The sequence below is a fragment of the Comamonas sp. BIGb0152 genome (assembly GCF_024809975.1).
Lineage (GTDB): Bacteria > Pseudomonadota > Gammaproteobacteria > Burkholderiales > Burkholderiaceae_C > Comamonas.
In genome coordinates, this window is the sequence record NZ_JANUDY010000011.1 from 153,428 (window position 1) to 177,635 (window position 24,208).

Below are 24,208 nucleotides of genomic sequence, written 5' to 3' on the forward strand. Positions count from 1 at the left end.
CGGCCAGTGCTTCTTCATTTCGGCGCCCTCGCCCCCACCCGCCTGTTCCTCCATCCAAGCCTTTGGCCAGCACGGCCAAGCAGCGCTTGCTGCGATTGCGGCCTGGGGCAGCGCGCCCAGCGCCCCATGCAAAAGTCACCCGTTACGCTCACCCTGCTGTTCGCCCTGTGCACCATGATTGGTCCACTGGGCATCGATACCTACCTGCCCTCCTTCCATGCCATTGGGCAGGAATTTGGTGCATCACCCATAGCGGTGCAGCAGACCCTGAGCGTCTATGTCTTTGCGATGGCGACCACCATGCTGTTCTACGGCACGCTCAGCGACACCTTTGGCCGCCGCCGGGTGCTGCTGGTCTCCGCCCTGGGCTACTGCGTCACCTCGCTGGCAGCGGCCTTTGCCGCATCCATCGAATCGCTGGTGCTGATGCGCCTGGTGCAAGGCCTGTGCGCCGGCTCGGGCATGGTGATCGTGCGTGCCATGGTGCAAGACCAGCACCAAGGGGCCGAGGCGCAGCGCATGATGGCGCTCGTCATGATGGTGTTTGGCCTGGCCCCAGCCCTGGCGCCCGTGCTGGGTGGCTGGCTGCAAAGCCATGGCGGCTGGCGCTACAGCTTCTATTTTCTGTCCGCCTTTGGCGCCGTGCTGGCACTGCTGATCTGGCGCCAACTGCCCGAGACCCTGCCGCCCGAGCGCCGCACGCCGTTAAAGCTCAAGGTCATCGCCGGCAACTACCTGCAGGCGCTGCGCAACCGCAAGTTCCGCACCATGCTCATCGGCCTGGCGCTGATGGCTGGCGCCAACTCCATCTACATCAGCTCAGCGGCTGAGTTTGTGATGACCATCCTGGGCATGGACGAAACCTCGCTGGGCTGGCTGTTCATCCCGCTGATCGCCGGCACCATGCTGGGCTCGGCCGTCTCCAGCATCTTTGCCCGCCGCATTCCGCCCACCGTGCAAAAGCGCATCGGCTACGCCTGCCTGCTCATCGCCTGCGCCTGCAACCTGCTCTACAACAGCCTGACCCAGCAGCCCACTGTGCCCTGGGCCGTCCTGCCGATCACGCTCTACACCTTTGGCATCTCCCAGCTGATGCCCATCCTGACCCTGGAAGCCATGGGCCAGTTCCCCCAGATGCGCGGCCTGGCCTCGTCGCTGCAGGGCTTTAGCCAGATGATGGTCTTCACCATCATCTCCGCCCTGGTTGCCCCCCAGCTCTTTCATAGCGGCCTGATGCTGGCGCTAGGGCTGGCGGTGACGGTGCTGTTGGGGATGGCGGTGTTTGCCTGGGCTTCGCGCATGCCGGATACGCGGGGGGTTGGGCAGGCGGTTTGAGCGCGTATGGATGACCAGGGTCGCGCTTGGCCGGTCCTAGAGCACTTCAGGTTGCTGCTGTTCCCGAGGCCCGCCAAGCATTCAAACCTCGATCAGTTACCCCGGTAGCTTGAGAAGCCATAAGGGCTCAGCAGCAAGGGGATGTGGTAGTGCGGGACCGAGCCGTCTGCCTTGAAGATCACTGGGATTTCCGGGAAGAAGGTGGAGGTGTTTTGTTTGTTGAACCACTCCTCGGTCTGGAAGGTGACGCGGTAGCTGCCTTTGTCCATGGTGGACTCGGAGGGGTAGAGTGCGGCAATACGTCCTTGGGCGTTGGTGACGCCTTCATTGATTTGCACCCACTTGTCATTGACCTTCTTTTCCAGCTTCACGTTCACACCCGCTGACGGCAGGCCGTCTTGCAAGTTCAGCACATGAACGCTCAAAGGGTTCTGCGCGGCCAGCGCGGAGGTGGCGATGGCGGCGTTCAGCAGCAGGCCGGTGAGAAGCAGTTTGGTTTTTTGCATGAAAACTCCTGGGTTTAGGTCAATGAACAAGAAATTGAAGTAATAAAGGCAGTCACTTGGCGGTGCCCAGCACTTTGTCGATGGCTTCCAAGGCGCAAGCCTCGTCAAAGACGGAGCCCCCTGCGCCACCCACGCCGATCGCGCCGATGACTTCGTCGCCCACTTTGACGGGCACGCCGCCGCCGATCAGCAAGAGGCTGTCAATCGTGTTCAGATTGTTGGATTCGGGGTTCTTGCGGGCGTTTTCCGCAAAAATGCGCGAAGGTGTCTTGGTTGAAAGCGCAGTGAATGCCTTCTTGATCGCAGCGTCGGTGTTATGCGGGCCGACCCGGTCGTCGCGCTGCAAAGACAGCAGATGGCCACCCCGGTCAATCACGGCGGCCACGGCCACACGGCCTTGTGCGTGGCAGGCCGACATGGTTGCCTCCACCAAAGCATTTGCCAAAGGGAGAGACATATTGCTTTGCTGCAGTGGCGCAGGCGGGGCGGCAAAGGCATGGACTGCGGTCATCAGAAGAACACCGCACACGGGTGTGGTGGAAAGCCATTGCATTTTGGTCATCCTGCATTCGAATTGTTTAGCGATTAGCGGGCATTTTGCGCAGGGCGCTTAACACCAAGATGGCAGCTTCATTACATTTTTTTAATGTTCCAGCCTCTATTTATGGTTATGATTTCTGGATTTTAAAAACGCAGCATTAATACTAATAAATTTATGCGCATATTAATCATTGAAGACGAAACAAAATCGGCAGAATACCTGAAGAAGGGTCTCCGAGATTCAGGCTATCAGGTCGAGGTGGCCCACGATGGTATTGATGGCCTGTTCATCGCCCAATCCAGCGACTTTGATCTACTGATCCTGGATGTCATGCTGCCCGGCATGGATGGCTGGGGTGTGATCCGCCGCTTTCGCGAGCGCAGCCAGGTTCCCGTGCTTTTTTTGACGGCGCGAGATTCCGTGGAGGACCGCGTCAAAGGCCTGGAGCTGGGCGCTGATGACTACCTGATCAAACCTTTTTCCTACGCCGAGCTTTTGGCGCGGGTGCGTACCCTGCTGCGCAGAACCCCGATGCGCCAGCAAGACATTGTTGCGCTGGCCGATCTGGAGGTGGACATTCGCAAACGCCGGGCCACGCGCGGCGGCCAGCGCATTGACCTGACGAACAAAGAGTTTGCCCTGCTGCAATTGCTGCTGCAGCACAAGGGGGAGGTGATGTCGCGCAGCCAGATTGCCTCCCAGGTCTGGGACATGAACTTCGACAGCGACACGAATGTGGTGGATGTGGCCATCCGCCGCCTGCGCGCCAAGATTGATGATGCGTTTGCAGTCAAGCTCATCCAAACCGTGCGCGGAATGGGTTACCGCATGGAGGACCCACTGCCGTGACAGGCCAAAAATATGCCAGCCTGCGGTTACGACTCGCCTTGCTGTTTGCATTGGCAAGTGCAGTTTTGTTTGCCTTGATGGGGGCTTATGTTTTCAACGCGCTGGAAAGAGAAGTCGCCTACCGCGATGACATGGCCTTGCTTGGGCGAATTGATCGCATCAAAAACATTATCAAAGACAATAACAACATCGATTTATTAAAAAAGCAGCCCAAGATTTATTCCAATATGCTGGGCAACAAAGACAATGCGCTATGGATTATGGATGGCAGCGGTGCGCTTTTGATTGAGGTGAACCCGGAAAACCTGCCGACACCGGTCATCTCCGAACTCAATCCCCTTCCCTTGTTCACCACCGCAGGCGCAAAAACAGCGCGCATGGCCTGGAAGCGGATCAACAACGGAGATTCGGACCTGTTTATCATCGCCAGCAAATTACTGGCCGAGCGAGAGCAGATGATGGCCGCTTATCGCTGGAACCTGGGCGCGGCGTGGATGGTCGGTGTGCTTCTGGCTTTTGCTGTCGGCTGGGAAGTGGTGCGCCGTGGGCTTTTCCCCTTGCACCGGCTCAGCCAGCAAGCGGCCGCTGTCAGCCCCCAGCATCTGGGCCTGCGTCTGGATGAACAAAAACAGCCCCAAGAGCTGCAAGCCTTGACGGCTGCCTTGAACTTGATGCTTGCACGGCTTGAGCAAGGCTATGCAAAACTGGGCCAGTTTTCGGAAGACTTGGCCCATGAGATGCGGACACCGCTGAACAATCTCATGCTTCAAAACCAGTTGGCCTTGAGCCAGCCCCGAACGTTTGACGACTATGCGCAGTTGCTTGACTCCCAGCAGGAGGAATACGAGCGTTTGGCGCGGATGATCGACAACATGCTGTTTCTGGCCCGCGCAGAAAAGCAAGACGCGGCCTTGCAGTTGGAGTCGGTGGATTTGGAAAAATTATTCCAACAGCTTTCTGGCTACTTCGAGGGAATGGCCCAAGAGCGGGGAATTCGGATCGAGGCCACCGCCCACGGCCATCTGAGCGCGGACAGCAGCCTGGTACGCCGTGCGTTGGCCAATCTTCTGGCAAACGCGATTCGCTACGGGGAGGCGGATACCGTCGTCACATTGCGCTGCAACACGCCTTCCCCGAAGTGGCTGGATATTGAGGTGCTGAATCAAGGGGCGCCCATCGCAGAAGAACACCTCCCCCGGATATTTGACCGTTTCTACCGCTGTGATGCATCCCGCTCCCACCCCGATGATTCAGGCGGCCTGGGCCTGGCCATTGTCCAGTCGATCATGCATATGCATGGTGGTGAAGTGGTGGTCAGCAGCACGGATGCGGGCACCCAGTTCAGCCTTCGCTTTCCCAGACGGGATTAGCGCCGGAGCGGTGCACACCCGCTGTCAGCAGCGTGGCCGCAAGCAGCGTCGGCCATGGCAATTGCAATGCAATAGCACCACCGCGAGGCATGCGGACCGTCCCCACTTCTCCTAAAAAAACCGCCAGGGCGCCCTAAGACACCCTGGCGGTCAACTACCGCTCAAAAGCTAAAGATCAGACCAGCGCCTTGCGCTTGCGGCGCCAGGCCAGCAAGCCCATGCCGCCTGAGAGCAGTGCCAGCGCGGCGTGCCCCAAAGTTGGCACCGGGGTTGCAGTCGCGCCCGGCGTGCCAGGGCTGCCTGGGTCATCCGCCAACAGCGCCACACCACCTGGATCGCGAATAACGCCGTTGGCCAGCAGATCGTCGTCGCCGGTCTGGCCGTCGGTCAAAGTCAGCACGACCTTGTTGCCGCTGATCGTGGCGTTGGGGTAGGCATACCAGTGGTCCTGTTTGTTGTCGGTGGTCTTACCGTACTTGTAGTACTTGGCATTCGCGGGCAGCGCCTGGGGGTAGGTCATCTCCACCGTGGCGCTCTGCCCTGGCTGGCCGCCGTTCAGCTGCAGGCTCACCACGCCGAAGGGAAAGCTCACCCCCTTGGGCGGTGCGGCAGCCGGGCTGACGGCAACGGCTTGCGCGGCATCAAAGGCCCACAGGCCCGTGCCACCGCCGCGCACGGTGGCTTGCATCTCGCCTTCCTTGCCGATAGGCGTCAGGGAGGCGCTGGCGGGCTTGGCGGCAAAGTCAAAGCGAAGCTGGCATTGCGCGGCAATTGTGCCGGTGGTGTAGGCCGTGTTATCGGCGTTCCATTGCCCAGCCGGGCAGGTGCTGTCTACCGACAGGCCCACCAGCTGGTAGCCCGGTTGCGGCAGCACCGTGCAGGTGCTGGTCTGGCCGGGTACGGCGCTGCTGCAGGCTACATTGCCGGCAGCGGGCGCATTGGGCGTGCCCACCACACCATCGCTGCCGTCGCCCACCACCAAGGTCACAGGCTTGCCCATGATCACATAGCTGTAGGTGCCATCCATCTGGTGGCGGTAGCCGGGCATGACGATAGCCGTGCCAGCGCTGCTGAAGCTCAGCGCCCCATTGCCATTGCGCACGGCGGTAGCCGTGCCACCCAGGTACACCAACTCATTGGCCACGGCCTCGGTCTGCGTGCGGATCTGGGTGGTCAAATTCAAGCCCAGGCTCAGCGGCTCGTTCAAGGCCAGTGCGGCGGTCTGCGGCTTGGCGGCGATCTCCACGGGGAAGTTGCTGGCCAGGTAGGCATGGTCGGTGGTGATGCCGTTGGTGCCCCAGCTGTAGTACTTGTAGAACGTAGCCGCGTCATTCACGGTCCAGGGCCAGAAGCTCACGCCCCGGTGCTTGGCCGCCTCCATCGTGCTTTGGCGGATGGCGGCAAAGCTGGGGTTGAAGGTGGAAGAGTTGGCCTGCGTGGCCTCCAGCACATTGCGCACGCTGGCCGGTACGTCGGCACTGTCGGCAATGCTGTTGAGGAAGCCACCGGTCAGCTCAGGCATTTGCTCGCCGCTGCGCTTGAGTTGATCGGCCATGAAGGAGATGGCGACGGACTGGTCCGCCACGCCCTCTTCGGCCATTTCCTTTTTGAGCTGGGCAATGATGCGCGGGTTGCTGCTCTTGAGCTCGATCACATGGGTGATGGGATCGTTCTTGAACGCCTTGAAGTACTCGCGCATGGTGGGCACCTGGTAGCCCTTGGTCTTGGTGGTCAGGGCCTTGACCTGCGCCAGCGTCATGCCCTCGACATTGCCGGTCCCACTGGTGGTGCGGTTGACGGTGTCGTCATGCATGATGACCAGGTGGTCATCGGTGGTGATGTAGATATCGTTTTCCACCGCATCGGCACCGGCTGCGACCGCCGCACGGGCGCTTTCCAGCGTGTTTTCGTCCTCGCGGCTGGGCATGCCGCGGTGGCCAATCACCAGGGGCTTGCGCAGCAAGGTGTTGGCCGGCAGCTTGCGCAGCACATCGGCATAGGCGGCGCTGTTGCGCGAGACCACGCCGTTGACGCCGCTCACCAGCACCTGGGCAGCTTGCTCGGGCGTTGTGGCCTCGGCATTGCTCCACACCGTGATCAGCAGGCGCTGCAGGTGGGACACCAACGCGCGGCTGGTCAGGCTCTCGGGCAGGATGGCGATCTTGGCACCCGCGCGGTTGGTGTCACCGACGATGGTCAGCAGATCGGCTGGGGAGGTCGTCAGCTTGCGCTCGCTGAAATCCACCGCCGTGCGCAGCTTGGGCAGGGCGACGCGGGCCTGCTTGAGCAGCGTTACATCGCTGGACATCAGGGTCAGATCGGCCAGGTTGTGCACCTGGTCGGAGAAGCTCAGCAAGGCATTCAAGGTGGCTTCATCCTGGATGCGCAGCAGTGGGATGGTGTTGCGCTTGGCCTGGGCGTAGTAGGCCTGGAGCGTGCCCACGGCGGCACCGCTGGCGTCGCGCAGGTTGAGGGCGCTGTCCAGCGTCCACAGCGCGTTGCTAGCGCCAGTGCCCTCGACCGATGGCAGGCCTTCTGCGGCCTGCACCAAGGTGGGCGCCATCGCTGCCGGTGTGCCGGTGTCCTGCACGGCCACGGGCATGTCCAGGTCGGGCAGTGGCGTGATTTGCTCGGTCACCTTGATGCTCTTGACCCGCATGATCAGGCCTGCCGTCTGCATGCCGATGCCGCCCTTGGCCAGCTCGGCGCTCAGGATGGTGTCATGCTGCAAGGCACCGTTGAGGTACTGGCGCACCCGGTTGCCGTGCACCACCACGCTGGCCGTATAGGTCTTGGTCTGGTCAATGGCTTCGCTGAAGGGCTTGGTCGCTTGCACCGACCAGGCACCCGCATTGCGGTATGCGAACTCGGTGCCATTGTTGGCGGTGGCTGCCTGGCGAATGGCGAACTGGTAGTAAGGCTCATGCGCCGGGGTGTTGGTAGCCGCGGAGCTGCGGTACATCACGCTGCCCCAACGCGCGGTGTTGTTGGGCTGCTCGAAGCTGAACTCCATGTCCACCCGGTAGTTGGACAGCGATTCCAGGCTTTGCGGCAACAGCACAGCCGTCATCGCCGTGCTGTCGGCCTTGCCATTGATCAGCAGATTGCCGGTGTTCGCATCGATCGAGACCGTGCCCTTGTTCCAGCTCGCGGTGCGCCAGCCTGCGGGCAAGCCAACGGCCGCTTTGTTGCTGAAGACATGGTCGGCATAGACCTGGCCTTGGGGATCGGCCACGGCCAGCTTAGCCTCCAGTGCCTGGCGGGCCTGTGCCTGCAAACCCAGGTCTGCGGCTGCGGTGGTTTGTGTCGTGAGGATGAGCAAAGAGGCCAGGGCGGCCACAAGGGGTAAGCGTCGCATAGGGTTCCCAACAGAAAGGCGGGAGTGTTGCAACGATAGGTGACATCCTGATGAAGAAAATTTGACATTCCCGCTCTGAGAACAGCATGCCCTCTAGACAGAAAAAACTTAGTGTTATTTGGTGTGTATTTGTATTTATCAAATTACTAAATATTGCCCACCCACCGCTGGCCGGTAACGTGGGTGACAAGCATGGCGCACTGGCGCCGCTGGCCCCTTGGCGCTGGGCGGCTTCTGCTCTTAGCATGGGTCTTCCTGCACCTACCTACCCATAACAAAGGAGTCAACATGTCCAAGCCCTCTTCTCTGCGCTTTCGTCTGCCCGCACTCAGCGCCTGCGCGCTGGCCTGCTGCGCGCTCAGCAGCGCCGCCCATGCGCAAGAGCCGGTGCGCCTGGGTTTTCTCACCGACATGTCCAGCCAGTACTCGGACGGCGATGGCAAAGGCGGCGTGACCGCCATCCAGATGGCCATCGAAGACTTTGGCGGCAAGCTGCTGGGCCGGCCCATTGAGCTGCTGTCGGCCGACCACCAGAACAAGGCCGATATCGCCTCCACCAAATCGCGCGAATGGGTAGACACCCAGGATGTGCAGCTGCTGATTGCCGGCACCAACACGGCGACCGCCTTGGCCATGGGCCAGGTGGCCAATGAGAAAAAACGCGTGCTGCTGATCAACGGTGCCTATTCATCGAACCTGACCGGCAGCCAATGCTCCCCCTACTGGGTGCACTACAACAGCGACACCACCGCCATTGCGCGCGGCACGGGCCGGGCGGTGTCCGAGCAAGGCGCCAAGACCTGGGCGCTCTTGGTGGCCGACTACACCTTTGGCCACACCTTGGAAGCCGATGTGACCCAAGTCGTGCAGGCCCAAGGCGGCCAGATCGTCAAATCGGTGCGCGCGCCCTTCCATGCCAACGATTTCTCGTCCTACCTGGTACAGGTGCAGGCCAGCAAGGCCGAGATTCTGGGCTTTGCCAATGCCGGCGGCGACTTCATGAACGCGCTCAAGGCCGCGCGTGAGTTTGGCATCACCCCCAAGATGAAACCCGTCGCACTGATGGTGTTTGCCAACGAGGTCGAGAGCCTGGGCCTCAAGCTGGCCGGTGGCCTGATGTTTACCGACAGCTGGTACTGGGACCGCTCGCCCGAGGCACGCACCTGGACGGACCGCTTCTACGCCCGCACCAAGAAGATGCCCACCTCCCTGCAGGCCTCCGATTACTCGTCGGCCATGAGCTACTTCAAGGCTGTGGAAAAAGCCCAGAGCCTGGATGCCGACAAGGTGATGCAGACGCTCAAGTCCATGCCGCTGAACGACATGTTCGGCAAGGGCAAGATTGAACCCAATGGCCGCTATGTGCACGACATGTACCTGCTGCAGGTCAAGACCCCGCAGGAATCCAAGGGCAAGCATGACTCCTTCAAGCTGATCAAGGCGCTGCCGGGCGACACGCTGTTTGCCAGCAAGCAAGAGGCGCAGTGCCCGATCTGGAAGTAAGCGCCGCGACCACGACCCTGGATACGTCGTTGTGAAGCCTTGTCGTACGCTTGTACTGCCTGCGGCTTCACGCCTAGTTGGGGACGCCTAGTCGGGGGCGCCTAGTCGGGGGCGCCAAGTCTCAACCGCAAACCTGCAGTTTGCTGGGCCGTGCCAGCGGCTGACATGCAGCGATGTGCGCAACCAGCCATAACGCTGCGCCAATCCTCGTCAGGGTTTGAGGGATAAGGGTTAGCCCTATATTTCAGGGCTATCTCGCCTTTTGCCGGGGCCTGGCCAGACGGGGGCGCATGCGTTGCGCCCAAGCTGGCAGGACTCTTGCTTGCCCTCTTGCCATGACCCGATACCGACTTTCCGCCAGCGCCGGCTTTGCGCGCGTGAGCCAGCTCACGACTGATAAATTCCGCTGGGCCCTCAAGTCCGGCTCCTCCGGCCATTCCTGGCTGGAGGATGGCATTGCAATGGCCGTCGGCATTTTGCTGATCTCCACCGCCTTGGTGCTGTACAAAAGCGCCGGCCTGCTGAGCGGCGGCATTGCAGGTATTGCCCTGCTGGGGCACTACGCCACGGGCACCGATCTGGGCCTGCTGTTTTTCTGCCTGAACCTGCCGTTTTACTGGCTCGCCGCCAAGCGCATGGGCACGGCCTTTGTGGTCAAGACCTTTATCAGCGTCGTCGCCACCTCCTGGCTCACCGAGCTGCTGCCCGGCCTGCTGTCCATCTCTTATGTATCGCAGCCCCTAGCCGGCATTCTGGGTGGCGTTCTGCTGGGCACCGGCTTTTTGATTCTGTTCCGCCACCGGGTCAGCCTGGGCGGCTTTGGCATTCTGGTGCTGTACCTGCAGGAGCGCCATGGCTGGTCGGCCGGCAAGCTGCAGATGGGCCTGGACTGCATCATCGTCGCGTTCGCGCTGTGGCTGGTGCCAGCGGTGTCGGTGGCCTGGTCGATTGCCGGTGCGGTGATCCTGAACCTGATCGTGGCGATGAACCACCGCAAAGACCGCTATATCGCGGTCTGATCTCTCGGCCTAAATGCCGTCAAACCCGCGCATCTGCGCCCAGTCGGCAAAGGGCGCACGTTCGGCGCGCAGGGTGTTGATGGGTGCGGCCAGGTCTTCATAGCCCAGCGCAATGCCGTAGGCCACCCGGTAGGGTTCGGGCGCCTTCAGCACCCGCTCCACCGTATCGCCATAACGGCGCCAGTAGCCTTGGGCGCAGGTGGCCAGGCCGCGCTCGGTGGCCAGCAGCATGAGGGACTGCAGATAAATGCCCAGGTCCACCCACTGCGCATAACCCATGCGCTCGTCGGCAAACACCAGCAGGCCCACGGGGGCATCAAAAAATCGGCCGTTCTTGGCCAGCTGCTCTAGGCGCGCGGTCTTGTCTTCGCGGGGGATCTCAATCGTCTTGTACAGGTCCTCGCCGTTCTTGAAGCGGCGGCTGCGATAAGGCTCCCACAGGTTGGGCGGGTAGGTGTAGTTGTTGCCGCCTTCGGGCAGCGGCTGCGCGCTGCCAATGGCATCGGTCAGCGCTTGCAAGGCATCGCCTGCCAGCGCCACCACCCGCCAGGGCTGCAGGTTGCCACCTGATGCCGCCTGCGCCGCGTCGGCAATCAGGCTGCGCACCTCCAGGGCAGGCGGGGCTTTGGGCAAAAAGGAGCGCACCGAGCGGCGCTCTTTCATGGCTTGCGTGACGTTCATGGCAAAGGGCTTTCTGGCGTTGAAAGGGGCTGGCACATTGCAGCACGCAGTTTAGTGCAGCGCAGCAAAAGCAGCTGACACCGATGCGCCAAGGCGGCCACACGCGCTGTGGTCGCCTTGGCTATCGCTATCGATCTCGATCTCTTAGCGCCTTCCAATCCCTCACCGCCTTACCGCGCCGTGGTGTCGCTGGCGATCGGGATGTAGAAATCGCCCCCAGCCCGGTTGAACTCCGCCGCCTTGGCCTGCATGCCCACGGCAATGCCCTGCTCCGCTGCCACCCCCTGGTTCTTGGCAAACTCGCGCACTTCCTGCGTGATCTTCATCGAGCAGAACTTGGGCCCGCACATGGAGCAGAAATGCGCCACCTTGGCACTGTCCTTGGGCAGCGTTTCGTCGTGGAAGGCACGGGCCGTGTCCGGATCCAGCCCCAGGTTGAACTGGTCTTCCCAGCGGAAGTCAAAACGCGCCTGGCTCAGTGCATCGTCACGCGCCCGGGCGCCTGGGTGGCCCTTGGCCACATCGGCCGCATGGGCGGCGATCTTGTAGGCAATGATGCCCTGCTTGACGTCATCGCGGTCAGGCAGGCCCAGGTGCTCCTTGGGCGTGACATAGCACAGCATGGCGGTGCCAAACCAGCCAATCATGGCCGCACCAATGGCGCTGGCGATATGGTCGTAGCCCGGTGCGATGTCGATGGTCAGCGGGCCCAAGGTGTAGAACGGCGCCTCATGGCAGTGCTTGAGCTGCTCGGTCATATTGGCCTGGATCATGTGCATGGGCACATGGCCGGGGCCTTCGATCATGGTCTGCACATCGTGCTTCCAGGCCAGCTGGGTCAGCTCGCCCAAGGTGGCCAGCTCGGCAAACTGCGCTTCATCATTGGCATCCGATGCGCAGCCCGGGCGCAGGCCGTCGCCCAGCGAGAAGCTCACGTCGTACTGCTTCATGATGTCGCAGATATCCTCGAAGTGTTCGTACAGAAAGCTTTCGCGGTGGTGGGCCATGCACCACTTGGCCATGATGGAGCCGCCACGCGAGACGATGCCCGTGCGGCGCTGGGCCGTGAGGTGGATATAGGCCAGGCGCACGCCGGCGTGGATGGTGAAGTAGTCCACGCCCTGCTCGGCCTGCTCCACCAAGGTGTCGCGAAAGATGGGCCAGGTCAGGTCCTCGGCCACGCCGCCCACCTTCTCCAGCGCCTGGTAGATGGGCACGGTGCCAATGGGCACGGGCGAGTTGCGCACGATCCAGTCGCGTGTGGTGTGGATGTTCTTGCCCGTAGACAGGTCCATCACATTGTCGGCACCCCAGCGGATGGCCCAGACCAGTTTTTCCACCTCTTCCTCAATGCTCGATGTCACGGCAGAGTTGCCGATGTTGGCATTGATCTTGACCTTGAAGTTGCGGCCAATGGCCATCGGCTCGATCTCGGGGTGGTTGATATTGGCGGGGATGATGGCGCGGCCCCGCGCCACCTCGTCGCGCACAAACTCCGGGGTGATGATCTTGGGGATGGCCGCGCCCAGGCTGTTGCCGGCCAGGCGTGCCTCGCGCGCGGCATCCCGCTGGTACTCGGCCATCCATTCGCGGCGGCCGTTCTCGCGCAGGGCCACATACTCCATCTCGGGGGTGATGATGCCCCGGCGGGCGTAGTGCATCTGGGTCACATTGGCGCCGCTCTTGGCGCGGCGCGGCTGGCGCTGCAAGGCAGCGGCCTCGGCACGCAGCTGGGCCACACGCAGGTCCTCTTCGCCGCGCTTGCCGCCGTCATCCAAGGCCACGCGCTGGCGCCCCACATAGTATTGGCTGTCGCCGCGCGCAGCGATCCATTCGGCGCGCAAAGCCGGCAGGCCCTGGCGCACGTCAATGGCCACGGCCGGGTCGGTGTAGGGGCCCGAGGTGTCGTAGACGCTGACCTGCTCGCCGTAGGTGAGCGCAATATCGCGTACCGGCACCTGCAGCTGCGGGTGGATGGCGCCGCTCAGATAGGACTTGGTCGATGCCGGAAAAGGCTGGCGCGATTGGGCCAGCAACTCGGTAAAGCGGGCGGCATCGGGGGCATCGCCTGCGGCGGGGGTAAACAGGGACTCAGGTGCGTTCATGGCTGTCTCCTCAAAGCGGTTGATTTCATCGAACGCTCCGAGACCTGCCGGCCCTGCTCTGCATGCACCAGGCCAGGCATTGCTGCTTGGCCGCACCATCCCCATGCTCTGCACACCGGCCCGGCCGTGCTGTGCGCTGCGCCGTCGGCCCCTTTGGGGGCGATGGCGGCACCTGCTGCGCGCTGACAGGTGCTGCCCCAAAAAGACAAAACCCCAGTGCGCGAGGCGCCTGGGGTGTGCGTTGCCTAGGCTTGCAGGCGCGTGCCATGCAACGCTGCCTGCCCACCAAGGGCTGTGCTTCAGGGTCCCGCTCTTCTTCCGCCGGCATGAACCGGATCAAGTTCGTCGGGTTCACCGCAGCAGCTGCCGATTCGTATCAATCAACAGCCCTTTGGCATCTCAGCGCTTATGCACACCCCGGAGCTGCGTGGAGTATAGCGGTTTCAGGCCCTGCTGCGCCAGCCCCCGCCGCCCGGATGCTGCCGCAGGGCGGGCCTGCGCTGGTGCTTACCCCAGTAGGCGCACGCCATGCAGCCTGCAACCATCGGGGCGCAGCAGCCCACGGGTGCGCCGCACCTGGCCGTCGCGCTGTACGCATGTCTATATGAACAAGGAGACCTTCCGATGAAAGTTCCTGCAATGCCCTCTTTGCGTTCTGCGCTGCCGCACCGGCGACGAGCGGTTGCGGCCGCTGCCGCCGGCTGCGTGCTGGCCCTGTTTGCCCAGGGTGCGCTGGCGCAAGACAAGGTCCGGATCGGCTTTATCACCGACATGTCCAGCGTCTATGCCGACGTCGATGGCAAGGGCGGCGCCCTGGCGCTGCAGATGGCGATGGACGACTTTGGCGGCAAGCTGCTGGGCAAACCACTGGAGCTGATGGTGGCCGACCACCAGAACAAAGCGGACGTGGCGGCTTCGAAAGCCCGAGAGTGGTTTGACCAGCGTGATATGCAGATGCTGGTGGGTGGCACCACCTCCAGCACCGGCCTGGCGATGGCCAAGGTGGCCGAAGAGAAAAAGCGCCTCATTATCGTGAATGGCTCGGGCACATCGGCCCTCACCAACGACCAGTGCAGCCCCTACACCGTGCACTACGCCTATGACACCGTCGCACTGGCCAAGGGCACCGGCGGCGCCATTGTGGGCCTGGGAGACAAGGACTGGTTCTTTCTGACGGCCGACTATGCCTTTGGCCATGCACTGGAGGCCGATACCACCAAGGTGATCAAGGCGGCGGGCGGCCGCGTGATTGGGGCCGTGCGGCACCCGATCAATGCCTCGGATTTCTCCTCCTTCCTGCTGCAGGCCCAAAGCTCCAAGGCACAGATTCTGGCCATGGCCAATGCAGGCGGTGACACCATCAACACCATCAAGGCCGCGCGGGAGTTTGGCGTCACCAAAACCATGAAGCTGGCTGGCATGCTGCTGTTCAGCTCGGACATCCACAGCCTGGGGCTCAAGCAGACCGAAGGGCTGATGTTCACCGACAGCTGGCATTGGGACTTGAACCCCGAGAGCCGCAAGTTCTCTGAGCGCTTCTTCGAGAAATTCAAGAAGATGCCGACCTCGCTGCAGGCGGCAGATTACTCCGCGATGATGACCTACCTGAAGACGGCGGACAAGATCAAATCCACCGATTCGGACAAAGTGATGGCCGCCCTCAAGGCCGAGCCCTTGTCTGACTTTTATGCCAAGGGCATCGTCCGGCCCGATGGCCGCTACGCCCATGACATGTACCTGATGCAGGTGAAAGCGCCTGCCGAATCCAAGGGCGCCTGGGATTACTTCAAGGTGCTCAAGACGCTGAGCCCCGACGAGGTCTGGACGACCAAAGCCGAGTCCACTTGCAAGCTCTGGAAGTAGATTTCCCCTCTTCCCGGCAAAAAACAAAGGCCCGCGCAATGCGGGCCTTTGACTTGGAGGAGGTCTGCGACCTTCCGCTATTTCTTCTTGCGGTCGATGAAGGCGATCAACTCGCCCATGATGCCGCGGCGGAACGCCAGCACACAGATCACAAAAATCAGGCCGGTCACAATGGTCACCGACTCGCCCAAGGTATTGAACCATTCGACGCCGGTCAGGCGCGACAGCCAGGTGCCGATATCGCCGATCTTGTTCTCCAAGGCAACGATCACGGCCGAGCCGACGATCGGGCCGGACAGCAGACCCAGGCCGCCGACCAGGGTCATCAGGATGACCTGGCCGGATGCCGTCCAGTGCACGTCCGTCAGGGTGGCAAAACCCAGCACCACGGTCTTGAGCGAACCTGCCAGCCCGGCCAGTGCGGCAGAGATGACAAAGGCCAGCAGCTTGAAGCGGTCCACGTCATAGCCCAGCGAGATGGCGCGTGGCTCGTTTTCCTTCAAGGCCTTGAGCACCTGCCCAAAGGGCGAATGCACGGTGCGCATGATCAGCAGGAAGGCCAACACCACGATGGCCAGGGCCACGTAGTACATGGTCCAGTCGCTCTCCAGGCTCAGCACGCCGAACAGCTTGCCGCGCGGCACCGCTTGCAGGCCGTCTTCACCACCGGTAAAGGGCATTTGCAGGCAGGCAAAGAACAGCATCTGCGCCAGCGCCAAGGTAATCATCGAGAAATAAATACCCTGGCGGCGGATGGCCAGCCAACCGAACACCACGCCCAGTGCGGCACCAAAGGCCACACCCAGCAAGATGCCCAGCTCCGGCGTCAGATGCCAGACCTTGATCGCATGGCCGGTGATGTAGGCCGCACCGCCAAAGAAGGCGGCGTGACCGAAGGACAGCAGACCGGTGTAGCCCAGCAGCAGGTTGAACGCACAGGCGAACAGCGCGAAGCACATCAGCTTCATCACGAACACGGGGTAGGCCCCCATGAACGGTGCAGCAATCATGCCGAGCAGCAGCAGCCCATAACCCAGTTTGGCAAACTTCTTGGAATTCATCCCCTCACCTCACTTCGCTTTGCCAAACAGGCCAGCCGGGCGCACCAGCAGCACGATGACCATGATCACGAACACGACCGTGGCCGAAGCTTCCGGGTAGAAAACCTTGGTCAGCCCTTCGATCACGCCCAAGCCCAAGCCGGTGACGATGGCCCCCATGATGGAGCCCATGCCGCCGATCACCACCACGGCAAACACCGTGATGATCAGGTTCTGGCCCATCAGTGGCGTGACCTGGTAGACCGGCGCTGCCAGCACACCGGCAAAGGCGGCCAGGCCTACACCAAAGGCATAGGTCAGCATGATCATCAGCGGCACGTTGACGCCAAAGGCCTCCACCAGACGCGGGTTCTCGGTGCCGGCACGCAGGTAGGCGCCCAGGCGGGTTTTTTCGATCACGAACCAGGTCGCAAAGCAGACCACCAAGGACGCCACCACCACCCACATGCGGTAGTTGGGCAGCAGCATCACGCCGACATTGGTGGCGCCTTCGAGCAGCTCGGGCGTGTCATAGCCCAGGCCCGACACCCCGTAGATCGAGCGGAACACGCCCTCGATCAGCAAGGACAGACCCAGGGTCAGCAGCAGGCCATAGAGGTGGTCGAGCTTGTAGATATGGCGCAGCAAAAACCGCTCGATCAGCACCCCGATGATGCCCACCAGAATCGGCGACAAGAGCAGCATGACCCAGTAGTTGATCCCGAAGTAGGACCCCGCCATCCAGGTGAACATGGCGCCCAGCATGAACAATGCGCCGTGGGCGAAATTGATCACGTTGAGCAGGCCAAAGATCACGGCCAATCCCAGACTGAGAATGGCATAGAACGAGCCATTGACCAGACCCAGCAACAGCTGGCTCATCAAGGCCGGTAGTGAAATACCAAAGATTTCCATGAAAAGCTCACGAATCGGTGAATGAACACAACACGCCTGGCATCAGGCTGCTGCTGCCACCGGCACCCCATCCACCAGGCGTGGGCAGGGGCCGCAGCAGGCAGCCATGGCGCAGCTTAGGCGTGAGCGGTGCTTACTTCCAGAGCGCGCACTTGGATTCGGCCTTGGTCGTCCAGACCTGGTCCGCAGGCAAGGTGGACAGGACCTTCAGGTAATCCCAGGGCTTCTTGGATTCGGCAGGCGACTTGGCTTCCACCAGGTACATGTCGTGGGCGTAGCGGCCATCAGGGCGGATGACACCCTTGCCGTAGAAGTCGTTGAGCGGCGTGCTCTTGAGGTAGGCCATGACCTTATCGGCATCGGTGGTCTTGACCGCCTCGACCGCCTTCAGGTAGTTCATCGTGGCCGAGTAGTCCGCCGCATGCAGATCGGTAGGCATGCGCTTGGTCTTGGCGAAGAACTTGTCGGCAAACTTGCGCGTGTCGTCGTTCAGATCCCAGTACCAGCTGGTGGTGTGCAGCAGGCCTTCGGTGTTCTTCAAGCCCATGCTGTGGATATCCGAGAGGAACACCAGCAAACCGGCGGTCTTCATGGTCTTGTTGATGCCGAACTCACGCGCTGCCTTGATGGCATTGATGGTGTCGCCACCCGCATTGGCCAAGCCCAGGATCTGGGCCTTGGAGCTTTGCGCCTGCAGCAGGAAGGACGAGAAGTCAGACGCATTGAGTGGGTGGCGCACCGAGCCCAGCACCTGGCCGCCCTTGGCCTTGATGACGGCCGTGGTATCGGATTCGAGCGAATGGCCAAAAGCATAGTCAGCCGTCAGGAAGAACCAGGACTTGCCACCCCGGTCTACCACCGCACCGCCCGTGCCCTTGGCCAAGGCCACGGTGTCGTAGGCATAGTGCACGGTGTAGGGGCTGCACTGCTCATTGGTCAGTGCAGAAGAGCCGGCACCGCTGTTGAAGTAAACGCGCTTTTTCTCTTGGGCCACCTTGGCAGCGGCCAGTGCCGTGCCAGAGTTGGTGCCGCCAAACAGCATGGTGACGCCTGCGGTATCGATCCACTCACGCGCCTTGGAAGCAGCGATGTCGGCCTTGTTCTGGTGGTCGGCCGAGACCATCTCGATGGGCTGGCCCAACAGCTTGCCGCCGAAGTCATCGATGGCCATCTGGATGGCGACCGCGCCGTTTTTGCCTTCCACATCGGCGTAGAGGCTGGACATGTCCGTGATGAAGCCGATCTTCACCTTTTCTTGTGCCTGTGCTGCGCCTGCGGACAGAGCGGCCAAACATGCCACCTGGGCAAGGGCTTTGAGCTTTGCTTTCATCTTGTCTCCTAAAAAATATCTGTTTTCAATACATGGCGGCAGTCTTCGCTGCGCCAGGGTTGCAAAAAATTGGGACTAGACCCCCAGCAAGGTGTTGAGCAAAGGCATCTTGCCTTCGAGTTCATTGGAGCTGAACTGCTCGACGATCTGGCCGTGCTCCATCACATAAAGACGGTCGGCCAGCGGCGCGGCAAAGCGGAAGTTCTGCTCCACCATCACGACGGTATAGCCCTTGGCGCGCAGGCTCACGATCATGCGGGCCAGCGCCTGCACGATGACGGGCGCCAGGCCTTCGGAGATTTCATCGAGCAGCAGCAGCTTGGCACCGGTGCGCAAAATGCGCGCCACGGCCAGCATCTGCTGCTCGCCGCCCGACAGGCGCGTGCCCGGGCTGTGGCGGCGTTCTGCCAGGTTGGGGAACATCTCGTAGATCTCTTCGACCGACATGCCGGGCGAGCCGGTTTTCAGCTCCGGCGGCAGCATCAGGTTTTCTTCGCAGGAGAGGCTGGCAAAGATGCCGCGCTCTTCCGGGCAATAACCCAGGCCCAAATGCGCAATCTTGTGCGTAGGCATCTGGATGGTTTCAACGCCATGGATCTTGATCGAGCCCTTGCGCGAACCCGTCAGGCCCATCACGGCGCGCATGGTCGATGTGCGGCCCGCGCCATTGCGGCCCAGCAGGGTCACCACTTCGCCGGGCATCACGCGCATGTTCACGCCATGCAGCACATGGGATTCGCCATACCAGGCGTGCAGATCGCTGATCTCCAGTGCAGGCACTCCGTTTTTTTCACTCATGTCAGTGCGCTCCCTGCAGCTGTCCGTCGGTCGTTCCCATATACGCTTCCATCACCTGGGGGTTTTGCGACACCGTCTGGTAGTCGCCCTCTGCCAGGATCGCCCCGCGCTGCAGCACCGTGATGCGGTCTGCAATCGTGGAGATGACCTTCATGTTGTGTTCGACCATCAAGATGGTGCGGCCGGCCGATACCTTCTTGATCAGCTGGGTGACGCGCTCGACGTCTTCATGGCCCATGCCCTGCGTGGGCTCATCGAGCAGCATCAGCTCGGGCTCCATCGCCAAGGTGGTGGCAATTTCCAGTGCCCGCTTCTGGCCGTAAGGCAGGTTCAAGGTGATCTCGTCGGCCAGATGGGCCAGGCCCACCTCTTCGAGCAAGGCCACGGCGCGGCCGTTGAGCTTGTCCAGGCTGCGCTCGCTGCTCCAGAAATGGAAGGACGTGCCCAGCTTGCGCTGCAAGGCGATACGCACGTTCTCCATCAGGCTCAGGTGCGGGAACACCGCCGAGATCTGGAACGAGCGGATCACCCCTCTGCGGGCGATCTGCGCTGGCTCCTCACTGGTGATATCCGTTCCGTTGAAATGGATGATGCCCTTGGTGGGCGTCAGAAACTTGGTGAGCAGGTTGAAGCATGTCGTCTTGCCGGCACCGTTAGGGCCGATCAGCGCATGGATCGAGCCCCGCTGCACCGACAGGTTGACATTGCTGACTGCTGTAAATCCCCGAAATTCTTTGGTGAGATCTCGGGTTTGAAGAATGACATCACTCATGGGCACGGCACCGCTTCGCTGGAAAAAAGCGCGGCGCCTATTCCAGGTTGGAAATGCACGCCGCTTCGATGCTGCCAATACTAGGAAAGAATACTGCAATGCAACACTGGGGAAAGCCTGTAGGTGTGGCTGCGTACACGTTTACCCGTGGCGTTTATGCGCTCTCTTTTTGATAGTCACCTGAGGGACAAGCGGTCGTCTTTTTGTCATCTAAATCAAGCAGGGACGACAATTGAGCGCCCCGCAAGCGCAGCTTTGACATGCGCTGTGCAGTGCCTATGCAGCCGGACGCATCCAGACGCTATTGCTGCCTTGGTGACACCAGACGCTTATTGCAGACGGTGTTTGCTGGCTTCCGGCAGCAGCAAGGGCAGCACGTCAATGCCCTCTTCGACCAGGGCACGCTGCTCATCGGGGGTGGCGGTGCCCCGTATCGGGCGCGCATCGACCTCGCCCTCATGCATCTGCCGGGCCAAGTCGGCAAAGCCGCTGCCGACATCATCGGTGTTGGCCACCACCTGGCGTGACAGCTCCAGCCAGGCCTGCTGCAGGCGCTGGGCATCGCTGAGAGGGGTGCTCGCTGCCTGGGATGACGGGGATGAAGCCACCGCCCTTCCGGGCTGTGCAGCTGCAGCAGACGCGGTGGGCGCAGCAGGCACCGGCTGGGCCAGGGTATTGGATTTGCGCGCCAGATGCGGCGCACTCAGGCCTTTGACGATCTCGTGCGAATTGCACATCGGGCAGCTGAGCCAGCCCTGGCTCTTTTGCTGCTCGAACGCGGCGTCCGACGCGAACCAGCCTTCAAAGATATGGTCCAGCGGGCAGCGCAGGTTGAAGACCTTCATGGTGTGAGAACCTGTGAACGTCCTTAGCCTTTTGCACGCACCTTGCGCAGCAGGTACTGGTAGGCAAAGCCGGGGAAGGCAAAGGTCAGGAACAAGGTGCCGGTAACGGCATAGAACTCCCAGCCTTGGCTGCTGCGCTGGCCGCCCCGGCCTTCAAGCAGCATCGCAAAGGCGCCGATCAGAAAATAGAGCAGCACCAGCTCAACCAGGCGAATCCACAGCGCCTTGCCGTCATCGCCGCCCTGCCCGCACACCGGCCCAGCGGCCAGGATGCGGTGGTTCAGAAATGGCAGATTGGCCGCAACAAAGCCCGCCACGATCACCAGCCAAATGGATGCAGTGATAGACATGCGGGCTTTGCAGGGCCTGAGCGCGGGCGTTTAGCTGGCCAGCGCGCGCAGCACGGCGTCAGAGCACAGCTTCATCAAGCCGCCAGGCATGATGCCCAGGATCAGCACCAGCGCGCCATTGACGACCAGCACCGCACGCACGTCCAACGGTGCATGCACCTTGGCAGCCGTGATGGGCTTGTCAAAGTACATGACCTTGACCACACGCAGGTAGTAGAAGGCGCCGATCAGCGACATAACCACGGCAAACACGGCCAGCGCAATGTACAGGCCGCTGCCCGATGCCACCAGTGCCTGCAGCACAGCCAGCTTCGAGTAAAAGCCCACCAGCGGAGGAATACCGGCCATCGAGAACAGGCAGATCGCCATCACACCAGCGTACAGCGGGCTGCGCTGGTTCAGGCCGGCAAAGTCGGCAATCTCTTCGCTCTCAAAGCCTTCGCGGGCCAGCAGCAGGATCACACCGAAGGTGGCCAAGGTGGTCAGCACATAGCTCACCACATAGAACATCGATGCGCTGTAGGCGTTGCCAGCGGTGGCGGCTTCGACATTGCCATTGACCACGCCGGACATCAGGCCCAGCAGCACAAAACCCATTTGCGAGATGGTCGAGTAGGCCAGCATGCGCTTGATATTGGTCTGGGCGATAGCGGCCAGGTTACCAATCAGCAGCGACAGGATGGCGAGCACGCCCAGCATCTGTTGCCAGTCAAAGGCCAGCGGCAGCAGGCCATCGACCAGCAGGCGGATCACGATGGCAAAGGCTGCCAGCTTGGGCGCGCCGCCCACGATCATGGTGATGGCCGTGGGTGCGCCTTGGTAGACGTCAGGCACCCACATGTGGAAAGGCACCACACCCAGCTTGAACGCCAGGCCAGCGACCACAAACACCAGACCGAAGACCAGCACCTGGTGGCGGATCAGGCCGGAGTTCACCGCCTTGAACACTTCACCGATGTCGAGCGAGCCGGTCGCACCGTAGATCATGGACAGGCCGTACAGCAAGAAGCCCGACGCCATGGCCCCCAGCACGAAGTACTTCATGCCCGCTTCCACCGCAGCGGAGTTGTCACGGCGCAGGCAGACCAGGGCGTAGCTCGACAGGGTCAGCAGCTCCAGGCCCAGGTAGATGATCAGGAAGTTGTTGCCCGAGATCATCACGTTCATGCCCAGCAAAGCCAGCAGCGACAGGATGAAGTACTCGCCGCCCTTGAGCATGCCACGGTCACGCGAGTAGCCACGGCCATAAACCAGGGTCACCGCCATCGCGATGGCAGCAGCGCACTTGAGCCAGTTGCCCATGGCGTCGGAGACGACCATGTTGCCAAAGGCGTAGAAGGTATTGCCATTGCTGGCGTAAATACCGGTGATGACCGCCACGACCCCGAGGGTCAGCAGCGACAGCACGTAGGTGAGCGTGCGGCCGGGGCTCTTGACGCCCAGGTCCACGAGGGTGATGACGCAGGCCATCACCAACAGCACGATTTCAGGATAGATAGCCAGCCAGCTGATGTTATCAATCATCTCAAGTCTCTCAATTCTGTCTGACCATCACAGCTTGGACACAGCGACATGCTTGAGCAGGTCGGCCACCGAGGCACCCATCACATCAGTGAACGGTGCGGGGTAGATACCCATGATCAGCACGGCAGCGGCCAAGATGCCCAGGATAAGGAATTCGCGGCAACCGATGTCCTTGAGCTCGCGCACATGGTCATTGGCGATGGGGCCGAAGTACACGCGCTTGTACATCCACAGCGTGTAGGCAGCACCCAGAATCAGTGCCGTGGCAGACAGCACACCAATCCAGAAGTTGAACTTGGTAGCGCCCAGAATCACCATCCACTCGCCGATGAAACCGGCGGTGCCTGGCAGGCCGCAGTTGGCCATCGCAAACAGCAGCGAGAAAGCGGCAAACTTGGGCATGGTGTTGACCACACCGCCGTAGGCTGCGATGTCACGCGAATGCACGCGGTCGTACAGCACGCCGATACACAGGAACATGGCACCCGACACAAAGCCGTGGGCAATCATCTGCACCAGGCCACCCATGACACCGATGTCATTGAAGATGAAGAAGCCCAGGGTCACAAAGCCCATGTGTGCGACGGACGAATAAGCCACCAGCTTTTTCATGTCCTTTTGCACAATCGCCACCAGGCCCACATAGATCACAGCGATCAGCGACAAGGTGATGATCAGCCAGGCCCACTCATGCGCCGCATCGGGAGCGATGGGCATCGAGAAGCGCAGGAAACCATAGGCGCCCAGCTTCAGCATGATCGCAGCCAGCACGGCAGAGCCACCGGTAGGTGCTTCGACGTGAACGTCGGGCAGCCAGGTGTGGAACGGGAACATCGGCACCTTCACCGCAAAGGCCGCGAAGAAGGCAAAGAAGATCAAGGTCTGCTCAGTCATCGACAGCTGCAGCTGGTGCCAGGCCAAGATCTCGAAGCTGCCCGCCTTGGTGTACAGGTACAGCAGCGCGATCAAGGTCAGCAACGAACCCATCAAGGTGTACAGGAAGAACTTGAACGCCGCATAGATGCGGTTCGGTCCGCCCCAGATACCGATGATCAGGTACATCGGGATCAGGGTTGCTTCAAAGAACACGTAGAACAGCAGGCCGTCCAGTGCGGAGAACACACCGATCATCAGACCCGACAGAATCAGGAACGCGCCCATGTACTGGTTCACGCGCTCGGTGATCGACTCCCAGGACGCCAGCACCACGATGACCGTGATGAAGGCCGTCAGCGGCACAAACCAGAAGGAGATGCCATCAACACCCAGGTAGTAGTTGATACCAAAGCGCGGAATCCAGGATGCCTTCTCGACGAACTGCATCGCCGAGGTGCCCAGCTGGAAGCCGGTGTACAAAGGCAGCGTAACCAGCAGCCCGATCAGCGCACCGACCAGTGCGATCCAGCGCACCATCTTGGCCTGCTCTTGCTTGCCAAAGGCCAGCAAGGCAGCACCAAAGACGATGGGCGTCCAAATTGCAAGACTCAACAATCCCATTTTTCTT

At 61.4% G+C, this 24,208-nt stretch carries 20 protein-coding genes and 1 riboswitch; of the genes, 6 read left to right on the top strand and 14 right to left on the bottom strand.

Going from position 1 to position 24,208, the window contains the following annotated elements; all coding sequences use genetic code 11:
- Positions 1-126: 126 nt before the first annotated feature.
- On the top strand, positions 127-1,335 hold the full coding sequence (locus M2375_RS19710; protein ID WP_259169751.1) for a multidrug effflux MFS transporter: 1,209 nt from the start codon (positions 127-129) through the stop codon (positions 1,333-1,335).
- A 92-nt stretch (positions 1,336-1,427) separates the two neighbouring features.
- Here the strand turns inward: M2375_RS19710 and uraH are convergent, their stop codons facing one another.
- Both uraH and M2375_RS19720 read right to left on the bottom strand, forming a co-directional pair.
- Positions 1,428-1,841, bottom strand: a complete 414-nt coding sequence (uraH, locus tag M2375_RS19715) for a hydroxyisourate hydrolase (RefSeq protein WP_259169752.1) — start codon at positions 1,839-1,841, stop codon at positions 1,428-1,430.
- Between the two features lie 52 nt (positions 1,842-1,893).
- Complete coding sequence (locus M2375_RS19720) at positions 1,894-2,403, bottom strand: heme-binding protein (protein ID WP_310473190.1); 510 nt, start codon at positions 2,401-2,403, stop codon at positions 1,894-1,896.
- Positions 2,404-2,556: 153 nt separating this feature from the next.
- Between M2375_RS19720 and M2375_RS19725 the strand changes: the two genes are divergently transcribed.
- Together M2375_RS19725 and M2375_RS19730 are read left to right on the top strand one after the other, a co-directional pair.
- A complete protein-coding gene (locus tag M2375_RS19725) occupies positions 2,557-3,231 on the top strand; it encodes a heavy metal response regulator transcription factor (protein ID WP_259169753.1) in 675 nt (224 codons plus the stop codon).
- Entirely contained in the window at positions 3,228-4,601 is a 1,374-nt protein-coding gene (locus tag M2375_RS19730; protein ID WP_259169754.1) for a heavy metal sensor histidine kinase, read from the top strand. Before M2375_RS19725 ends, M2375_RS19730 begins: the two co-directional genes overlap by 4 nt.
- 175 nt (positions 4,602-4,776) lie before the next feature.
- Here M2375_RS19730 and M2375_RS19735 read toward each other — a convergent pair whose 3' ends face one another.
- Positions 4,777-7,959, bottom strand: a complete 3,183-nt coding sequence (locus tag M2375_RS19735; RefSeq protein WP_259169757.1) for an IPTL-CTERM sorting domain-containing protein — start codon at positions 7,957-7,959, stop codon at positions 4,777-4,779.
- A 288-nt stretch (positions 7,960-8,247) separates the two neighbouring features.
- On the opposite strand from M2375_RS19735, the gene M2375_RS19740 reads away from it, so the two are divergent.
- Positions 8,248-9,462, top strand: coding sequence for an ABC transporter substrate-binding protein (locus M2375_RS19740; RefSeq protein ID WP_404979354.1), 1,215 nt, complete (start codon positions 8,248-8,250; stop codon positions 9,460-9,462).
- A gap of 335 nt (positions 9,463-9,797) precedes the next feature.
- Positions 9,798-10,481, top strand: a complete 684-nt coding sequence (locus M2375_RS19745; protein WP_259169759.1) for a YitT family protein — start codon at positions 9,798-9,800, stop codon at positions 10,479-10,481.
- A 9-nt stretch (positions 10,482-10,490) separates the two neighbouring features.
- On the opposite strand, the gene M2375_RS19750 is transcribed toward M2375_RS19745, so the two are convergent.
- Together M2375_RS19750 and thiC are read right to left on the bottom strand one after the other, a co-directional pair.
- Entirely contained in the window at positions 10,491-11,162 is a 672-nt protein-coding gene (locus M2375_RS19750) for a nitroreductase (RefSeq protein WP_259169762.1), read from the bottom strand.
- Between the two features lie 170 nt (positions 11,163-11,332).
- Positions 11,333-13,267 (bottom strand): phosphomethylpyrimidine synthase ThiC, encoded by a 1,935-nt coding sequence (thiC, locus tag M2375_RS19755; protein WP_259169763.1) that lies wholly within the window; start codon positions 13,265-13,267, stop codon positions 11,333-11,335.
- Between the two features lie 296 nt (positions 13,268-13,563).
- A riboswitch (TPP riboswitch) is annotated at positions 13,564-13,697 on the bottom strand.
- Positions 13,698-13,906: 209 nt separating this feature from the next.
- On the opposite strand from thiC, the gene M2375_RS19760 reads away from it, so the two are divergent.
- Entirely contained in the window at positions 13,907-15,130 is a 1,224-nt protein-coding gene (locus M2375_RS19760) for an ABC transporter substrate-binding protein (RefSeq protein WP_259169879.1), read from the top strand.
- Positions 15,131-15,207: 77 nt separating this feature from the next.
- Here M2375_RS19760 and M2375_RS19765 read toward each other — a convergent pair whose 3' ends face one another.
- The 9 genes from M2375_RS19765 to M2375_RS19805 all read right to left on the bottom strand — a co-directional run bounded on the left by M2375_RS19765 (position 15,208) and on the right by M2375_RS19805 (position 24,201).
- Positions 15,208-16,191 carry a branched-chain amino acid ABC transporter permease gene (locus M2375_RS19765; protein WP_182324347.1) on the bottom strand — a complete coding sequence of 328 codons (984 nt, stop codon included), beginning with the start codon at positions 16,189-16,191 and terminating at the stop codon, positions 15,208-15,210.
- Between the two features lie 9 nt (positions 16,192-16,200).
- Entirely contained in the window at positions 16,201-17,085 is an 885-nt protein-coding gene (locus tag M2375_RS19770) for a branched-chain amino acid ABC transporter permease (protein WP_259169765.1), read from the bottom strand.
- Positions 17,086-17,218: 133 nt separating this feature from the next.
- The gene (locus M2375_RS19775; protein WP_259169767.1) at positions 17,219-18,415 is read right to left on the bottom strand and encodes an ABC transporter substrate-binding protein; all 1,197 of its coding nucleotides are present in this window, start codon (positions 18,413-18,415) and stop codon (positions 17,219-17,221) included.
- Positions 18,416-18,490: 75 nt separating this feature from the next.
- Positions 18,491-19,213 carry an ABC transporter ATP-binding protein gene (locus M2375_RS19780; RefSeq protein ID WP_259169769.1) on the bottom strand — a complete coding sequence of 241 codons (723 nt, stop codon included), beginning with the start codon at positions 19,211-19,213 and terminating at the stop codon, positions 18,491-18,493.
- 1 nt (position 19,214) lies between these two features.
- Positions 19,215-19,985: an ABC transporter ATP-binding protein gene (locus tag M2375_RS19785; RefSeq protein ID WP_182324354.1), complete on the bottom strand. Its 771-nt coding sequence runs from the start codon at positions 19,983-19,985 to the stop codon at positions 19,215-19,217.
- 329 nt (positions 19,986-20,314) lie between these two features.
- Positions 20,315-20,830 (bottom strand): DUF1178 family protein, encoded by a 516-nt coding sequence (locus tag M2375_RS19790; RefSeq protein WP_259169773.1) that lies wholly within the window; start codon positions 20,828-20,830, stop codon positions 20,315-20,317.
- 23 nt (positions 20,831-20,853) lie between these two features.
- On the bottom strand, positions 20,854-21,180 hold the full coding sequence (locus M2375_RS19795; protein WP_259169774.1) for a DUF2818 family protein: 327 nt from the start codon (positions 21,178-21,180) through the stop codon (positions 20,854-20,856).
- A gap of 30 nt (positions 21,181-21,210) precedes the next feature.
- Positions 21,211-22,704 (bottom strand): NADH-quinone oxidoreductase subunit NuoN, encoded by a 1,494-nt coding sequence (gene nuoN / locus M2375_RS19800; RefSeq protein ID WP_259169777.1) that lies wholly within the window; start codon positions 22,702-22,704, stop codon positions 21,211-21,213.
- Positions 22,705-22,731: 27 nt separating this feature from the next.
- Positions 22,732-24,201: an NADH-quinone oxidoreductase subunit M gene (locus M2375_RS19805; RefSeq protein WP_259169778.1), complete on the bottom strand. Its 1,470-nt coding sequence runs from the start codon at positions 24,199-24,201 to the stop codon at positions 22,732-22,734.
- Positions 24,202-24,208: the final 7 nt, after the last annotated feature.

What these genes read in the sequence shown, in the direction of transcription:
- M2375_RS19710 (WP_259169751.1), top strand. Translation starts at nt 127, where the DNA reads ATGCAAAAGTCACCCGTTACGCTCACCCTGCTGTTCGCCCTGTGCACC.
- uraH (WP_259169752.1), bottom strand. Translation starts at nt 1,841, where the DNA reads ATGCAAAAAACCAAACTGCTTCTCACCGGCCTGCTGCTGAACGCCGCC.
- M2375_RS19720 (WP_310473190.1), bottom strand. Translation starts at nt 2,403, where the DNA reads ATGACCAAAATGCAATGGCTTTCCACCACACCCGTGTGCGGTGTTCTT.
- M2375_RS19725 (WP_259169753.1), top strand. Translation starts at nt 2,557, where the DNA reads ATGCGCATATTAATCATTGAAGACGAAACAAAATCGGCAGAATACCTG.
- M2375_RS19735 (WP_259169757.1), bottom strand. Translation starts at nt 7,959, where the DNA reads ATGCGACGCTTACCCCTTGTGGCCGCCCTGGCCTCTTTGCTCATCCTC.
- M2375_RS19740 (WP_404979354.1), top strand. Translation starts at nt 8,248, where the DNA reads ATGTCCAAGCCCTCTTCTCTGCGCTTTCGTCTGCCCGCACTCAGCGCC.
- M2375_RS19745 (WP_259169759.1), top strand. Translation starts at nt 9,798, where the DNA reads ATGACCCGATACCGACTTTCCGCCAGCGCCGGCTTTGCGCGCGTGAGC.
- M2375_RS19750 (WP_259169762.1), bottom strand. Translation starts at nt 11,162, where the DNA reads ATGAACGTCACGCAAGCCATGAAAGAGCGCCGCTCGGTGCGCTCCTTT.
- thiC (WP_259169763.1), bottom strand. Translation starts at nt 13,267, where the DNA reads ATGAACGCACCTGAGTCCCTGTTTACCCCCGCCGCAGGCGATGCCCCC.
- M2375_RS19760 (WP_259169879.1), top strand. Translation starts at nt 13,907, where the DNA reads ATGCCCTCTTTGCGTTCTGCGCTGCCGCACCGGCGACGAGCGGTTGCG.
- M2375_RS19765 (WP_182324347.1), bottom strand. Translation starts at nt 16,191, where the DNA reads ATGAATTCCAAGAAGTTTGCCAAACTGGGTTATGGGCTGCTGCTGCTC.
- M2375_RS19770 (WP_259169765.1), bottom strand. Translation starts at nt 17,085, where the DNA reads ATGGAAATCTTTGGTATTTCACTACCGGCCTTGATGAGCCAGCTGTTG.
- M2375_RS19775 (WP_259169767.1), bottom strand. Translation starts at nt 18,415, where the DNA reads ATGAAAGCAAAGCTCAAAGCCCTTGCCCAGGTGGCATGTTTGGCCGCT.
- M2375_RS19780 (WP_259169769.1), bottom strand. Translation starts at nt 19,213, where the DNA reads ATGAGTGAAAAAAACGGAGTGCCTGCACTGGAGATCAGCGATCTGCAC.
- M2375_RS19785 (WP_182324354.1), bottom strand. Translation starts at nt 19,985, where the DNA reads ATGAGTGATGTCATTCTTCAAACCCGAGATCTCACCAAAGAATTTCGG.
- M2375_RS19790 (WP_259169773.1), bottom strand. Translation starts at nt 20,830, where the DNA reads ATGAAGGTCTTCAACCTGCGCTGCCCGCTGGACCATATCTTTGAAGGC.
- M2375_RS19795 (WP_259169774.1), bottom strand. Translation starts at nt 21,180, where the DNA reads ATGTCTATCACTGCATCCATTTGGCTGGTGATCGTGGCGGGCTTTGTT.
- nuoN (WP_259169777.1), bottom strand. Translation starts at nt 22,704, where the DNA reads ATGATTGATAACATCAGCTGGCTGGCTATCTATCCTGAAATCGTGCTG.
- M2375_RS19805 (WP_259169778.1), bottom strand. Translation starts at nt 24,201, where the DNA reads ATGGGATTGTTGAGTCTTGCAATTTGGACGCCCATCGTCTTTGGTGCT.